This is a genomic window from Micromonospora sp. LOL_025 (genome assembly GCF_048060285.1).
In the GTDB taxonomy this organism is placed as follows: domain Bacteria; phylum Actinomycetota; class Actinomycetes; order Mycobacteriales; family Micromonosporaceae; genus Micromonospora.
The window spans coordinates 377,303-391,629 of sequence record NZ_JBHMIR010000002.1; the positions used below are offsets into that span (position 1 = coordinate 377,303).

Sequence of the window (14,327 nt, forward strand, 5' to 3'; positions counted from 1 at the left end):
GGCAAGATCGCAGCTCAGCCGCCCTTTCCGATGATCGTGTCGGCGGTCTGCTGCACCTGTTCGATGGGGATGGCGAAGCCGATGCCGATCGAGCCGTTGCCGTCGATCGTGGCGATCGCCGTGTTCACCCCGACCACCTCGCCGCGCGCGTTGACCAGCGGGCCGCCCGAGTTGCCCGGGTTGATCGAGGCGTCGGTCTGCACGGCGGTGTGCCGGTTGTCGCCGAGGCGTACCTGCCGGTCCAGGGCGCTGACGATGCCGGCGGTGACGGTCCCGGGCAGCCCGAGCGGCGAGCCGACCGCCAGCACCGGCTCCCCCACCCGGGTGGATCCCGGCTTGGCCAGCGGCAACGCCGCCAGGCCGGCCGACGGCGGCACCCGGAGCACGGCGAGGTCGCTGCGCGGCTCCCGCCCGACCACCTCGGCGGCGAACCGCCGCCCGTCGGGCAGTTCCACCGTCACCGAGCCGCCGCGCCCCTTGGCCAGGATGTGGTCGTTGGTGATGATGTGCTGCTGGTCGTCGACGGCGAAGCCGGAGCCGGTGGCCGAGGCGCCGCCGGCCCCGCCCACCAGCACCGAGACCACCCCCGGCACGGTCTTCCCGGCGGCGGTCACCAGCTCCGCCGGGACCGGGGCCGCCGAGGCCGCCGCCGGGCCCGGAGCGTCGTCGCGGCCGGCCACGATGCCGCCGGCCACCGCGCCGGAGGCGGTCGACAGGGCCACCACCGCCAGCGCCGCCAGCACCCGCCCGCGCGGGTGCCACCGGCCCGGACCACCGTCCGGTCCGGGCCCGTCCCACCGGGCCCGCCCGTCCGGATCCAGCTCCGGGGAGATGAACCAGGGGCCGCGCGGTTCGCCCAGCCCGGTCTGCACTGCCATGCGTACGCTCCTCACGTGTCCTTCTCGACGGTGGCCGGACAGGTTCAGGGCAGCCGGGCGAACCAGCGCATCGAGCCGGCCGCGGCGCCCATGGCGAACACCAGCCCGAGCCCGATGAACCGGGCCGAGACGTCCTGCCGTTCGGTGCGGTAGCCGACCGAGGTGCCGATGTCCTCGTAGACGGCGCGCAGCTCGTCGCTGGTGCTGGCCTCGTGGAACCCGCCCCCGGTCTCCTCGGCGACCGCGCGCAGGGTCTGCCCGTCGACGGGCACCTGGATCGGCCGGCCGCCCCGGTCCACGGTGCCGCCCGGGGTACCGAAGGAGATGGTGTGCACCGGCACCTTCATGTCGATCGCCTCGGACGCCGCCTCCATGGGATCGATGCCGGAGGTGTTCGCCCCGTCGGAGAGCAGGATGATCCGGGCCGGCGGCGGATCCTTCGACGCCTGGTTGTCGAAGCCCTTCACCGCGCCGAGCGAGGTGCTGATGGCCTCGCCGATCGCGGTGCCCTGCACGCCGGTGGCCCCCTCGACCAGCCGCTCGATGCCCTCGTGCAGCGCCTCCCGGTCGGTGCTCGGCGGCACCAGCACCGCCGCGCTGCCGGCGAAGGCGACCAGCCCGACGTTGAACTCGTCCGGCAGGCCGTCGACGAAGCGCCGGGCGGACTCCTTGGCGGCGCTGAGCCGGTCCGGTTCCACGTCGCCGGCGAGCATCGAGGTGGAGACGTCGACGGCGACCATCACCGTGGCCCGTTCGCGCGGCACCCGCACCTCCGCCGTGGGCCGGGCGAAGCCGACCACCAGCAGCGCCAGCATGGCCAGGAAGAGTCCGGCCGGCACGTGCCGCCGCCAGGCCGGGCGGTGCGGCGCGACCCGGTCGAGCAGCCGCAGGTTGGTGAAGCGGACGGCGTACCGGCTGCGTCGGCGCTGCATCAGCAGGTAGCCGACGGCCAGGGCGAGCACCCCGAGCAGGAGCCAGAGCCGGACGGGCGACTGCCAGATCACGCCGCACCTCCCCGGGCCGCCCGCGCCGGGGCGGCCGCGAGGCGCCGCTGGGCGTGCACGTGCCGCACGATGTCGGCGCCCCAGTCCCGGTCGGTGCGCAGCGGCAGGTGCGTGGCCCCGCTGCGGCGCAGCGCCTGGCGTACCTGCTCGCGCTGGGCGGTCGCGGCGGCGGCGTAGCGCTCGCGCAGCGCGCGGTCGCCCGTCCAGACCTCGCGTCGCCGCCCGGTCTCCGGGTCGACGAGGGTGACCAGGCCGACGTCGGGCAGGTCCAGCTCCCGGGGGTCGGTGACCTCCACGGCGAGCACCTGGTGCCGCGTGGCGAGGCGGCGCAGGGGCGCCTCCCAGGACGGCGCCTGCCGTGGGTCGTCGGGCAGCCCGTCGAGGAAGTCCGAGACCACCACGACGAGGCCGCGGCGCAGCGCCACCCGGTGCACGGCGGCCAGCCCGTCGGCCAGGTCGGGGCCCGCCGGCGCCGGTTCGTCCCCGTCGTGGCCGCCGACGCGCGGGGCGGCCAGCAGGGCCCGGAGCAGCCCGAACAGGTGGGTACGCCCGCTGCGGGGCGGGAACCGGCGCAGCCCGTCCGGGCCGAGCACCTGCGCGCCGAGGCGGTTGCCCACGCCGCCGGTGAGGAAGCCGACCGCCGCGACGGCCGCCACGGCCAGCTCCCGTTTGTCCAGCTCGGCGGTGCCGTACTCCATGCTGGGGCTCGCGTCGACCAGCAGCCAGGTGGTCAGCTCCCGGTCGGCGTCGACCTCGCGCACGTGCGGGACCGTGGTGCGGGCGGTCACCGCCCAGTCCATCCGGCGTACCTCGTCCTCACCGGGCCGGTACTCCCGGCTGCCGGCGGTCTCGCTGCCGGGCCCGGGCAGCAGGCCGCGGTACCGGCCGTGCAGCAGCCCGTCCAGGCGGCGCGTGACGGTCAGCTCCAGCCGGCGCAGGCGACGGTCCGCGGTGAGGTCGGCCAGTCCCGGGTCGGCCGGCACGGGGGCCGGGGCGGTGGCCCCGCGCCACCTCATGCCGCCGCCAGGTCGGCCGCGTGTTCCGGGTGGGCGGTGGCGACGCGGGGCGGCGGCACGGCCTCCACCAGCCGCCGGATGACCGCCTCGGCGGCCACCCCGTCGGCGACCGCGTCGAAGGAGAGCACCAGCCGGTGGGCGAGCACGTCGACGGCGAGTTCGCGGACGTCCTCGGGCAGCACGTACCCGCGGCCGCGCAGCAACGCCTGGGCCCGCGCGGCGCGCACCAGGCCGAGGGTGGCCCGGGGGCTGGCCCCGTACGCGAGCAGCGGGGCGATCTCGGGCAGGCCGAACCGGCCGGGGTCGCGGGTGGCGAAGATCAGCCGGACCACGTACTCGGCGATGGCGTGGTGCACGAAGACGTGGGCGGCGCGGGCCTGGAGCTCCCGCAGTCGCTGGGGGGCGAGCACCCGCCGGGCGACGGGCCGGTCGGCGCTCATCCGGTAGAGGATGGCGAGTTCGTCGGCGTCGCTCGGGTAGTCGACGACGACCTTCATCATGAACCGGTCGCGCTGCGCCTCCGGCAGCTGGTAGACGCCCTCCGACTCGATGGGGTTCTGGGTGGCCAGCACCAGGAACGGCTCTGGCACGGGATAGCTGTGCCCGCCGATGGAGACCTGCCGCTCGGCCATCGCCTCCAGCAGGGCGGACTGCACCTTCGCCGGGGCCCGGTTGATCTCGTCGGCGAGGACCAGGTTCGCCATGATCGGGCCCAGCTCGATGTCGAAGTCCTCGCGCGACGCGCGGTAGATCCTGGTGCCGACGATGTCGGAGGGGACCAGGTCCGGGGTGAACTGGATCCGGGAGAAGGTGCCGCCCACCACGGTGGCCAGGGTCTGCGCGGCGAGCGTCTTCGCCACCCCGGGCACGCCCTCCAGGAGGCAGTGCCCGTCCGCGATGAGGGCGGTGAGCAGGCGCTCGACGAGCCGATCCTGCCCGACGATCACGCGTTTGACCTCGAAGAGCGTCTGTTCCAGGTCGGCCGGGGTCGCATCGGGATCGGCCGGGCTGGGCAGGCTGGCCAGGGTGTCCGAGATGTCCGTCACGGTGCTTGCTTCCCGTGCCGGCGGTCGGACAAACGTCGGATTATCGGCGCCGGGGCGGCCCTAAGGCACCCGAACCGGGACGACCTTCCCGGTCGGGCGATGACGGAACGGGCACGCCCCCGCACGCGTCGATCATGCAGTTGTGGTGCCCCGCACAAGGCGCGATTCGGGGCACGACTCCCACCACAACCGCATGATCGACCTGCGAAGGGGGGGCCGGGGGGCGGGGGGCGGGGGGACGTGCGGCGCCGGCCCCCACAGGAGGTGGGGGCCGGCGTCGTCAGCGGGTGCTCAGTTGGCGACGACCAGGTGGAACGGCCGGTCGGCCACGTTCCCCGACGAGCTGCGGGTCTGGATGAAGACCGCGTTCGGCGTCTGGAGCCGCGGCGCGACGGAGATCTCGCCACCCGGGGGCACGTTGAACGGGTCGGTGGTGCCGATGGTGGCCACGAACGTCTTCAGCGAGACGTTGTAGTTGAACAGCACCTGGTACTCACCGGGGCCGTACCGGGTGGCGGAGACCACCTCGGGCGAGCCGCGGAGCACGGTGCCGCCGTTGGTGACGACGGCGGAGGCGACGGTGCCCGGCGCCGTCGCCTGCGCGGACGGGCCCTGCGCCAGCGCGGCCTTGGCCTTGCGGGCCTCGGCGGGGGTCACCGCCGGCTGGCTGCCGGAGCCGGGCTGGCGGGCGGCCGGCTGGGCGACCTCGGCGGGCGCCTGCGCCGCCGGCTGGGCGACGGCGATCCCGCCGCCGGCCAGGGTGAGCGCCAGCGCGGCGAACGCCACCGCCACCGCCTTGCGTCGGAAGAGTGTGGTCATGACAGGTCTCCCTTTTGTTGACCGTGCGGATTCGACCGGTCCCACTGATCGCGGGACGGTTGATTTCCATCTTTCGGGCCGGAGAAATAGCGACAACCGCCTGGAGATCAGGTCTTCAGGCCGCACCTTGAATGTTGTCGCTTCAACAATTTTCACCGGCTCTGAGCAGGTATTACTACTCAGAGTTTCGACGTCTTAACCCACTGGAAGGTAGCACCGTAAAATGCTGGGCGTCAATAGTTGATCACGCACCGTCAATCGCTTCATCTGAGGTCGGCGAATTGTGAAAGGCGAGCGCTCGACCATTCACGAATACGCGACGCGGAAGCGTCCGGGCCGCCGCGTGGGCGCGCGTGCGGGACCGCCGGGCGGGCGTGGAGACGCTACCCTCCAGCCGTGATCACCGGGACCGCGCGGCCGGCGACAGGCCGCCGGGCGGCGCGGCTGCGCACCGCGCTCTGCTGGGCCGCCGTCGCACCCGGGATCGCCTGGGCGGCGGTACGACTGGGCGGTCTCGACCGGGGGCCGCTGGTGCAACTGCTCGCCTTCACCCCGTACGCCGCCGCCGGGAGCCTGCTGCCGCTGGTGCTCGCGCTGGCCCTGCGGCGCCGCGCGCCCGCGGTGCTCGCGGCGCTGGTCGCGGCGGTCCTGGTGGCCGTGGTGGCGCCCCGGGCACTGCCGTCCGGCCAGCCCCCGGCCACCGGGCCGACGGTGCGGCTGCTGACCGCCAACCTGCTCGCCGGGGCCGGCGACGCGCGGGCGCTGGTCGGCCTCGTCCGGCGGCACCGGGTCGACGTGCTCGCCGTGCAGGAGTTCACCCCGGACGCCGAGGCGGAGCTGGAGCGGCTCGGCCTGCCCGGGCTGCTCCCCCACCGGCAGCTCCACCCGCAGACCGGCACCGTCGGCTCCGGCCTCTACTCGCGGTTCCCGATCAGCGACGGCGGCGTCCGGCACAATCGCGGCGGCTGGGGCTTCGACCAGGCATACGGCACGGTGGCGGTCCCCGGGGCGCCGGCGGTCCGGGTCGAGTCGGCGCACCCGTCGGCCCCGTACGCGGTGGACCAGGTCGGCCACTGGCGCACCGACCTGGCGGCACAACCGCCCGCCACCCCGGACGGGCCGCTGCGGATCCTCGCCGGCGACTTCAACGCCACCCTCGACCACGCCCCGCTGCGCGCGCTGTTGGACACCGGCTACGTCGACGCGGCCGACCAGGCCGGCGCGGGCCTGGTCGGCACCTGGGGCCCGTACGACGGGGACCCGATCCCGCCGGTGACCATCGACCACGTGCTGGTCGACCGGCGGATCGCGGTGCGGGCGGTCAGCGTGCACCGCGTGCGGGGCAGCGACCACCGCGCCGTCCTGGCCGAGCTGCGCCTCCCGGCGCGGTGACGCCCGGGCCGTTCCGCCGCTGCCGGTGGCGCGGGTGGCCGGGGCGGCTCAGACCCGGGCGCGGTCGAGGCCGTAGGTGAGCGCGTCGACGAGGGCGTGCCAGGACGCCTCGACGACGTTGGGGTGCACGCCGACCGTGGTCCAGTCGCGGTTGCTGCCGTCGACCGTCTCCAGCAGCACCCGGGTCACCGCGCCGGTGCCGTGGGTGCCCTCCAGGATCCGCACCTTGTAGTCGGCCAGCTCGAAGTCGCGCAGCTCCGGGTAGTGCCGGGCCAGCCCGACCCGCAGCGCCTCGTCCAGGGCGTTGACCGGACCGTTGCCCTCGGCCGTGGCGATCACCCGCTCCCCGCGTACGCGGATCTTGACGGTCGCCTCGGAGACCACCGCGCCGTCCTCCCGGTGCTCGACCAGCACCCGGTACGACTCCAGCGCGAACGGCCTGGCGGGGGCGGTGTCCAGCTCCGAGCGGACCAGCAGCTCGAACGACGCGTCGGCGGCCTCGAACGACCAGCCGCCGGCCTCCAGTTCCTTGACCCGCCGGGTGACCCGCGACAGCGCCTCCGGATGGCCGGCCAGGTCCAGGCCGAGTTCACGGCTCTTGAGCTCGACGCTGGCCCGGCCGGCCATCTCGGTGACGAGGATCCGCATGTCGTTGCCCACCACCTGTGGGTCCACGTGGTTGTAGAGCAGCGGATCCACCTTGATCGCGCTCGCGTGCAGCCCCGCCTTGTGGGCGAAGGCCGCGGCCCCGACGTACGCCTGGTGGGTGTCGGGGGCGATGTTGGCGATCTCGGCGATGGCGTGGGAGACCCGCACCATCTGCCCCAGGCAGCCCTCCGGTAGGACGGGCAGCCCGAGCTTGAGCTGGAGGTTGGCGACCACGGCGAAGATGTCGGCGTTGCCGGGGCGCTCGCCGTAGCCGTTGGCGGTGCCCTGGAAGTGGCGCACCCCCGCCTCCACGGCGGCGACGGTGTTGGCCACCGCGCAGGCCGTGTCGTTCTGGCAGTGGATGCCGAGCAACTCCGGGCCGATGCCGAGCCGCGCGGTCAGGTCGGCGATGGCGGCGGTCACCTGGGAGGGCAGCATCCCGCCGTTGGTGTCGCAGAGCACCACCCGCTCGGCGCCGGCGGCGAGGGCGGTCTCCACGACGGCGGCCGTGTACGCCGGGTCGGACCGGTAGCCGTCGAAGAAGTGCTCCCCGTCGACGAAGACCCGGCGCCCCTCGGCCACCAGGTGCGCCACCGTGTCGCGGACCATCGCCAGGTTCTCGGCCGCGGTGGTACGCAGCGCCCGCTCGACGTGCCGCAGGTCCGCCTTGGCGACCAGGGCGATCGCCGGCGTCTGCGCGTCGAGCAGGCCGCGGACCTGCGGATCCTCGCCGACGGCCGCCCCGGCCCGCCGGGTGGCGCCGAAGGCGACCAGCATCGCGTGCTTCAGGTCGAGCTCGGTGCGCGCCCGCCGGAAGAACTCGGTGTCCTTCGGCACGGCGCCCGGCCAGCCCCCCTCGATGAAGCCGACCCCGAACTCGTCGAGCAGGCGGGCCACCGCGAGCTTGTCGACCACCGAGTAGCTGAGCCCCTCGCGCTGGGCGCCGTCGCGCAGCGTGGTGTCGTACACCTGGAACGTCATCAGGGAGTCCTTTCGGGGAGCAACAAAAAGACCCCCCGCGGATGCGGGAGGTCTGCGCGCTCGGCGGAGGGGGAGGCCGGCGCGCTAGCTGCGAATAATCAGGTCGGTGCTGGTCACGATCGCCACTCTGCCACCCGGAACCCGGTTTTGGGAGGCGTAATCCACATGGCGGGACGGTGACGGAGGGTCCGGTACCGCACGGATGGCCGGCTCGCCGGCACAACCCGCCGCTCGTGATCGACTTCACAAGTCACCCGGCCGCCATCCGGCGGGAACGGGGCTGCGGAAGTATCTGGAACCGATCCAGTTACCGGCCTCGTGCCGCTGTCAAGGAGGACCTGTGCTCACTGTCGGTGACCGCTTCCCCGAGTACGAACTCACCGCCTGCGTGTCGCTGGACGCCGACAAGGCGTTCGAGTCGATCAACCACAAGTCCCACCAGGGGAAGTGGCGCGTCGTCTTCTTCTGGCCGAAGGACTTCACCTTCGTCTGCCCGACCGAGATCGCGGAGTTCGGCCGGCTGAACGAGGAGTTCGCCGACCGCGACGCCCAGGTCCTCGGCGTGTCGGTGGACAACGAGTTCGTCCACTACGCGTGGCGCAAGGACCACCCGGACCTGCGCGAGCTGCCGTTCCCGATGCTCAGCGACGTCAAGCGTGAGCTGACCGCCGCGTGCGGCGTGCTCGGCGAGGACGGCGTGGCCCAGCGGGCGACCTTCATCGTCGACCCGGACAACGAGATCCAGTTCGTCATGGTGACCGCCGGCTCGGTCGGCCGGAACGTCTCCGAGGTGCTGCGGGTGCTCGACGCCCTCCAGACCGACGAGCTCTGCCCGTGCAACTGGAACAAGGGCGGCGAGACCCTGGACGCCACCAAGCTCCTCGCCGGCGCCGGGGCCTGACCATGGGTCTGGACGCGGTCAAGGCGGCCCTGCCGGAGTACGCCAAGGACATCAAGCTCAACCTCGGCTCCACCATCGGCACCAGCACGCTGAAGCCGGAGCAGGCGTGGGGCACCGCCCTGGCCTGCGCCGTCGCGGCGCGCAACCCGGTGGTGCTGCGCGAGATCGCCGCCGAGGCGGCCACCCACCTCGGGCCGGAGGCGGTCGAGGCGGCCAAGGGCGCCGCCGCGATCATGGCGATGAACAACGTCTACTACCGGGCCAAGCACCTGATCGGCGACGAGCAGTACCAGTCGATCCCGGCGCGGCTGCGGATGCAGATCATCGCCAAGCCGGGCGTGGACAAGGCCGACTTCGAGCTCTGGTGCCTGGCGGTCTCGGCGATCACCGGCTGCGGGGTGTGCCTGGAGTCGCACGAGAAGACCCTGCGCAACGCGGGCTTCAGCCGCGAGCAGGTGCACGAGGGGCTGCGCATCGCCGCCGTCGTGCACGCCGCCGCGGTGACCCTGGACGCCCAGGCCGCGCTCGCCTGACGGGTACGCCACGGGGGGCCGGTGCCGCATTGCGGCACCGGCCCCCGTCGTCTCCGGCACCGGCCCCCGCCGTTTCCGGTGGCGACGGCCCGGGTAACTCCTCGGGAGGAGACGAGAGACACCCGGACCGGCGAGACGACTGGCGACAGTCGGGGCAGGAGTTGTCAGATGGACAGGCTCGACCCGCACAGCACCCACGGCAGCCCGGACCCGCTGCGCGGCGGCGGCCAGGGCGAGTTCCCCGGCGGCGCCCCGGCCGGCACCTTCGACCCGTGGCGTTACCGCGACACCGCGAGGGTCGCCGACGCCGACCTGGTCGGCTACAAGGTCGAGGCCACCGACGGCGGCATCGGCAGGATCGACAGCGCCAGCCACGAGGTCAACGACAGCTACCTCGTGGTGGACACCGGACCGTGGATCTTCGGCCGGAAGGTCATGGTCCCGGCCGGCACCGTCAACCACGTCGACCACGACGAGCGCAAGGTGTACGTCGACCGGAGCAAGGACCAGATCAAGGCCGCCCCGGAGTACGACGAGACCGCCGACACCGACCCCACCTACCGCGACCGCCTCGGCGGCTACTACGGCGAGACATACTCGGCCATCCCGCCCGGCACCGCCCGCTAGCCGACACCGGCACGCGACGGCCTCCCGTGGTTCGCGGGAGGCCGTTACCGTGTCAGCGTGGACTCCATCGAGGTCGGTCGCCGGATTCCCTTCTCCGCGATGTTCAACTTCCGCGACGTGGGCGGCCACGACGGCCGCACGGTGCGCCCGGGGCGGCTCTACCGCTCCGACTCGCTGCACCGCCTCGACGACACCGACCGGGAGGCGTTCGCCGCCCTCGGCGTCCGCACGGTCATCGACCTGCGCCGCCCGTACGAGGTGGAGCGCGACGGCCGCGTCCCCCACTTCGACGGCCTGACCTGGCGCAACATCCACCCCGAGCACGCGGAGTGGGGCGAGCGCCCCTACCGTCCCGGCACCGACCTGGCCCGCTACCTGGCCGACCGGTACGCCGACCTCGCCGGGACCGGCGGCGCCGGGCTCGCCGAGGCGGTCGGGCTGATCGCCGACTCCGCCAACGCCCCGGTGGTCGTGCACTGCGTCGCCGGCAAGGACCGCACGGGCATCGTCTGCGGGCTCACCCTCGCGGTGCTCGGCGTCGCCGACGGCGACATCGCCGCCGACTACGCCCTGAGCACCGAGGCCGGCGAGCGCTACCGCGCCTGGTTCGAGGCCACCGGCCGGCAGGCCGGGCACACCCTGCCGGTGCTGACCTGCCCCGCCGAGGCCATGACGCTCTTCCTCACCGAGCTGCGCGAGGCCCACGGCTCGGTCGAGGGCTACCTGCGCCACGCCGGCGTCACCGACGCCCAACTCGCCGCGCTGCGCGACCACCTGCTGGGTTGACCCCGCCACGCCGGGGCCGTCACTCGGGATGGGCGACGGCCCGGGCCACGGTCAGGACGTGACGTCGCGGCGGGTCAGGGCGATCCCGGCCGCGCAGGCGGCGACCAGGCAGTAGCCGGCCAGGGTGACCAGGGCGCGTGCGGTGCCCGGCCCGCCCGGCTCCGGGTCGAGCAGGCTCTCCAGCAGCAGGCCCGGAAACCATTCGGCGGCCGGCCCCCACGCCTCGCCGAGCACCTGCTCCACCGGCCCGGCCCAACCCACGCCGATGCCGACGGCGACCGGCACCGAGGGCACCAGCACCCCCAGGGCCGTGCCGAGCAGCGCCCAGCCGGTGACGGCGAGCAGCGCACTGCCGTAGTCGCCGGCCATCGCCCGCCACCCCGCGGCGGTGAACCACTCGGCCGTGGAGATGTCCTTCGCGGCGGCGAAGAGCACGGCGGCGACCACGCTGACCGCCTGGGTGACGGCGACCGTGACGGCGGCGAACAGCAACAACGCGGCGAGCTTGCCGGCGACCAGGCGCAGGCGGCCCGGCTGCTGCATGAGCAGGGTCCGCAGGGTGCCACGGGAGAACTCCACGCCCACGGCGCCGGCGAAGACGGCCAACAGGAAAGCGCCGGCGAACGACGCCGCGACGGTGAACGACAGGGTGCCGCCGCCCGCCCGGGCGAAGTCCTCCGGTGCCGGTCCGCCGACGGCGGCCGGCTCGGCGCTGAGGATTCCCGCCGCAGCCGAACCTACCGCGAACGCCACCGCCACGACTGCGGTGACCCACAGCATCCGGGGACGGGCAATTTTGATCAACTCGGCGCGGAACGCACGCGTCACCGGTTGCCTCCCATGCGCGCCAGGACCTGGTCTTCCAGGCTCGGGCGGCGCCGGTGCAGGACGCTCAGGACGACGCCGCCGGCGTGGGCGATCCGGTTGACGTGCGCCGCCGCCGTCCGCCCGTCACGGTCACCGAGCTGCACGACCAGCTCGTCGCCGCGCCGCCGCACGGGGTACCCCGCGGCGACCAGCAGTTCGGCCAGGCGCCCGGTGTCCGCGCTGCCCTCGGCCGCCACGCTGAGCTCGACGCCGACGGCGAACGCCTCGGTCGCACCCTGGTAGACCAGCTCGCCGTGGTCGAGGATCAGCAACCAGTCGCAGACCTGTTCCAGTTTCCCGAGCAGGTGGGAGGAGACCATGACCGTACGCCCCTGCCCGGCGAGACCGACGATGAGCTCGCGCATCTCGGACATCCCCAACGGGTCGAGGCCGTTCGTCGGCTCGTCGAGGATCACCAGCTCGGGGTCGCCCAGCAGCGCGCCGGCGATGCCGAGGCGCTGCTTCATGCCCAACGAGTACTGGCCGAACCGGCTGCGTCCGCGGCCGGCGAGGCCGACCTGTTCGAGCACGCGCGGGATCCGGGCGACGTCGTGGCCGCCCATGGCCGCGAGCACCCGCAGGTTCTCCAGCCCGGTCAGCGCCGGGTAGAACCCGGGGGTCTCGATCAGCGCACCGACCCGACCGAGATAGCGCGCGGGCTGTGAGATCGGGTGACCGAGCACCGTGGCGGTGCCGGCGGACGGACGGACCAGGCCGAGCAGCATGGCCATGGCGGTGGTCTTGCCGGCGCCGTTGGGGCCCACGAACCCGGCGACGGATCCTCGCGGGATGTGCATGGTGAGCTGGTCGACCGCCGTGCGCGCACCGTAGCGCTTGGTCAAGCCGTCGAGGGTGACCGCCGCGTCCGGCGGCACCGGCGGGGATGTGATCGTCATGACGTACAGCCTCGGCGACCAGCCGCCGCACGTCGTCCGCATGCCGTGGGGATCGCCCTACGTCAGATGTGCAGACGCACTCAGCGCCGTGGCACCCGGACCAGGCCACTGTGGTACGCGAACACCACCAGCTGGGCCCGGTCCCGGGCGTGCAGCTTCATCATCGCCCGGCTCACATGGGTCCGCACGGTCGCGGGCGTGACGAAGAGCCGCGCGGCGATATCGTCGTTGGACAGGCCCTCGGCGACCCGCGTCACGACCTCCCGCTCCCGGTCGGTCAGCACCGCCATCGACAGCGGGACGGCGGCGGGCGCCGGGCGCGCGGCGTACTCGGCGATCAACCGTCGGGTCACCCCCGGTGACAGCAGGGCGTCGCCGTCCGCCACCACCCGTACCGCGCGCACCAGTTCCGCCGGATGGGTGTGCTTGACGAGGAAACCGCTCGCCCCTGCGCGTAGTGCCTCGAACACGTACTCGTCGAGGTCGAACGTGGTCAGGATCAACACACGGACGCCGGACAGGCGGTCGTCGGCCACGATCCGGCGGGTCGCGGCGATGCCGTCCGTCCCGGGCATCCGCACGTCCATCAGGACCACGTCCGGGACCGTGGTGACGACCGTGGCGAGGGCGGAGGCGCCGTCGTCGGCCTCACCGACCACCGTGATGTCAGGCTCCACCGCCAGCAGCGCCCGGAAGCCGGCCCGGACCAGCAGCTGATCGTCGGCGAGCACCACCCGGATCACCGGTCCGCTCCCTCTGCCGCACGAGCCGTCGCGGCGGGCCAGTGGGCCGCGACGGCGAACCCGCCATCCGGCCGGGGGCCTACCACCAGGCAGCCACCGGTCGAGGCGGCCCGCTCGCGCATCCCGATCAGGCCGACCCGCCCGCCGGGTCGCCCGGCGCCGCCTGCGGCGTCGCCCCCGTCGTCCGTGACCGCGACCCGCAGTCCGTCCGCGTCGTCGTAGGTCACGGTCACGCGGGCCCGCGCGCCTGCGGCGTGGCGGGTCACGTTCGTCATCGACTCCTGCACGATGCGGTACGCGGCGAGCGCCACCGGTCGCGCCACCCGACCGGGTGGCACGGTGACCCGCAGCTCGACCGGCGTGCCGGCCAGCTCGGTGGAGCGCGCCAGCGCGGCCAGGTCCGTCAGCCCCGGCAGCGGGCGCAACGGCGACCGCTCGTCACCCGCGCGCAGCACCCGCACCATGGCGTTCAACTCGTCGAGGACCGCGCCGCTGACGCCGCGAACCACCTCGAACGCCTCCCTGGCCAGGTCCGGCCGGCTGTCGATCACCTGCCCGGCCATGCCGGCCTGCACGTTGATCGTCGCCATCGCGTGAGCCACGGTGTCGTGCAGGTCCCGCGCGATCCGCAGCCGCTCCTCGGCCAGGCGGCGCTCCTCGTCCCGCTGCCGGGCCTGCGTCCGCAGCCGGGTCCGCTCCTCCTGCGCGAGCCGCCGCTCCCGAACTCCGCGCACGGCGTCGGCCGCGAACACGGCCGCCGCCGCCCACCCGACGAACGCCAGGTCCACCACGCCCGGCCCGCCGTCGACCAGGGCGCCGGCCGCCACCACCACGACTGCGGTGCCGGCCGCGAACCCGTAGGCCAGCCGCCTGGACCGCACCGAGCCGAGCCCGTACAGCACCACCAGACCCGCCAACAGCACCGGCCCGTCCGGATAGTGCCGCCCGGTGTACAGCAGCAGGGTCACCGCCACCGCGCCCGCTGCCTGGACCGGCCAGCGCCACGAGCCGGCGACAGCCGCACAGGCGCCGGCCACCGCGAGGTGGGCCAAGGCGTCGACGGCCCGCTCTCCGTCGTCCGGACGGACCTTCGTCGTGCCGACGACGACCAGAACGGTTCCGCACAGCCACAGTCCGACCCGCCAGAGCCGGACCAGGGCACACCGTTGCAACGACAGCATCACCGGCAC

General features: G+C 74.0%; 15 protein-coding genes. 5 read left to right on the plus strand and 10 right to left on the minus strand.

What is annotated here, in order from left to right:
- Nucleotides 1–14: 14 nt before the first annotated feature.
- From ACFHW0_RS04450 to ACFHW0_RS04470, 5 genes are all read right to left on the minus strand, one after another.
- Entirely contained in the window at nt 15–878 is an 864-nt protein-coding gene (locus ACFHW0_RS04450; protein ID WP_121396151.1) for a S1C family serine protease, read from the minus strand.
- Between the two features lie 44 nt (nt 879–922).
- Nucleotides 923–1,882 carry a VWA domain-containing protein gene (locus ACFHW0_RS04455; RefSeq protein WP_416605603.1) on the minus strand — a complete coding sequence of 320 codons (960 nt, stop codon included), beginning with the start codon at nt 1,880–1,882 and terminating at the stop codon, nt 923–925.
- On the minus strand, nt 1,879–2,865 hold the full coding sequence (locus ACFHW0_RS04460) for a DUF58 domain-containing protein (protein ID WP_416605741.1): 987 nt from the start codon (nt 2,863–2,865) through the stop codon (nt 1,879–1,881). Before ACFHW0_RS04460 ends, ACFHW0_RS04455 begins: the two co-directional genes overlap by 4 nt.
- Nucleotides 2,866–2,894: 29 nt before the next feature.
- Nucleotides 2,895–3,944, minus strand: coding sequence for an AAA family ATPase (locus ACFHW0_RS04465; protein WP_416605605.1), 1,050 nt, complete (start codon nt 3,942–3,944; stop codon nt 2,895–2,897).
- Between the two features lie 291 nt (nt 3,945–4,235).
- On the minus strand, nt 4,236–4,763 hold the full coding sequence (locus tag ACFHW0_RS04470; RefSeq protein ID WP_416605608.1) for a hypothetical protein: 528 nt from the start codon (nt 4,761–4,763) through the stop codon (nt 4,236–4,238).
- Between the two features lie 444 nt (nt 4,764–5,207).
- Between ACFHW0_RS04470 and ACFHW0_RS04475 the strand changes: the two genes are divergently transcribed.
- Nucleotides 5,208–6,155, plus strand: a complete 948-nt coding sequence (locus ACFHW0_RS04475) for an endonuclease/exonuclease/phosphatase family protein (protein WP_416605743.1) — start codon at nt 5,208–5,210, stop codon at nt 6,153–6,155.
- Nucleotides 6,156–6,203: 48 nt separating this feature from the next.
- Here the strand turns inward: ACFHW0_RS04475 and cimA are convergent, their stop codons facing one another.
- Nucleotides 6,204–7,784: a citramalate synthase gene (gene cimA / locus ACFHW0_RS04480; protein ID WP_416605610.1), complete on the minus strand. Its 1,581-nt coding sequence runs from the start codon at nt 7,782–7,784 to the stop codon at nt 6,204–6,206.
- A gap of 340 nt (nt 7,785–8,124) precedes the next feature.
- Between cimA and ACFHW0_RS04485 the strand changes: the two genes are divergently transcribed.
- From ACFHW0_RS04485 to ACFHW0_RS04500, 4 genes are all read left to right on the plus strand, one after another.
- Nucleotides 8,125–8,685, plus strand: a complete 561-nt coding sequence (locus ACFHW0_RS04485) for a peroxiredoxin (protein WP_121396157.1) — start codon at nt 8,125–8,127, stop codon at nt 8,683–8,685.
- A gap of 2 nt (nt 8,686–8,687) precedes the next feature.
- Entirely contained in the window at nt 8,688–9,218 is a 531-nt protein-coding gene (locus ACFHW0_RS04490; RefSeq protein ID WP_121396158.1) for a carboxymuconolactone decarboxylase family protein, read from the plus strand.
- 168 nt (nt 9,219–9,386) lie between these two features.
- Nucleotides 9,387–9,845 carry a PRC-barrel domain containing protein gene (locus tag ACFHW0_RS04495; RefSeq protein WP_416605612.1) on the plus strand — a complete coding sequence of 153 codons (459 nt, stop codon included), beginning with the start codon at nt 9,387–9,389 and terminating at the stop codon, nt 9,843–9,845.
- 57 nt (nt 9,846–9,902) lie between these two features.
- The gene (locus tag ACFHW0_RS04500; RefSeq protein ID WP_416605613.1) at nt 9,903–10,631 is read left to right on the plus strand and encodes a tyrosine-protein phosphatase; all 729 of its coding nucleotides are present in this window, start codon (nt 9,903–9,905) and stop codon (nt 10,629–10,631) included.
- Nucleotides 10,632–10,682: 51 nt separating this feature from the next.
- Here ACFHW0_RS04500 and ACFHW0_RS04505 read toward each other — a convergent pair whose 3' ends face one another.
- From ACFHW0_RS04505 to ACFHW0_RS04520, 4 genes are all read right to left on the minus strand, one after another.
- Nucleotides 10,683–11,459 (minus strand): ABC transporter permease, encoded by a 777-nt coding sequence (locus tag ACFHW0_RS04505; RefSeq protein WP_416605615.1) that lies wholly within the window; start codon nt 11,457–11,459, stop codon nt 10,683–10,685.
- The gene (locus ACFHW0_RS04510) at nt 11,456–12,394 is read right to left on the minus strand and encodes an ABC transporter ATP-binding protein (RefSeq protein WP_416605616.1); all 939 of its coding nucleotides are present in this window, start codon (nt 12,392–12,394) and stop codon (nt 11,456–11,458) included. Before ACFHW0_RS04510 ends, ACFHW0_RS04505 begins: the two co-directional genes overlap by 4 nt.
- Nucleotides 12,395–12,474: 80 nt before the next feature.
- Nucleotides 12,475–13,137: a response regulator transcription factor gene (locus ACFHW0_RS04515; RefSeq protein WP_416605618.1), complete on the minus strand. Its 663-nt coding sequence runs from the start codon at nt 13,135–13,137 to the stop codon at nt 12,475–12,477.
- Nucleotides 13,134–14,318: a sensor histidine kinase gene (locus ACFHW0_RS04520; protein WP_416605744.1), complete on the minus strand. Its 1,185-nt coding sequence runs from the start codon at nt 14,316–14,318 to the stop codon at nt 13,134–13,136. The genes ACFHW0_RS04515 and ACFHW0_RS04520 overlap by 4 nt, the downstream gene beginning before the upstream one ends.
- Between the last annotated feature and the right edge of the window lie 9 nt (nt 14,319–14,327).

What these genes read in the sequence shown, in the direction of transcription:
- ACFHW0_RS04450 (WP_121396151.1), bottom strand. Translation starts at nt 878, where the DNA reads ATGGCAGTGCAGACCGGGCTGGGCGAACCGCGCGGCCCCTGGTTCATC.
- ACFHW0_RS04470 (WP_416605608.1), bottom strand. Translation starts at nt 4,763, where the DNA reads ATGACCACACTCTTCCGACGCAAGGCGGTGGCGGTGGCGTTCGCCGCG.
- cimA (WP_416605610.1), bottom strand. Translation starts at nt 7,784, where the DNA reads ATGACGTTCCAGGTGTACGACACCACGCTGCGCGACGGCGCCCAGCGC.
- ACFHW0_RS04490 (WP_121396158.1), top strand. Translation starts at nt 8,688, where the DNA reads ATGGGTCTGGACGCGGTCAAGGCGGCCCTGCCGGAGTACGCCAAGGAC.
- ACFHW0_RS04495 (WP_416605612.1), top strand. Translation starts at nt 9,387, where the DNA reads ATGGACAGGCTCGACCCGCACAGCACCCACGGCAGCCCGGACCCGCTG.
- ACFHW0_RS04510 (WP_416605616.1), bottom strand. Translation starts at nt 12,394, where the DNA reads ATGACGATCACATCCCCGCCGGTGCCGCCGGACGCGGCGGTCACCCTC.
- ACFHW0_RS04520 (WP_416605744.1), bottom strand. Translation starts at nt 14,318, where the DNA reads ATGCTGTCGTTGCAACGGTGTGCCCTGGTCCGGCTCTGGCGGGTCGGA.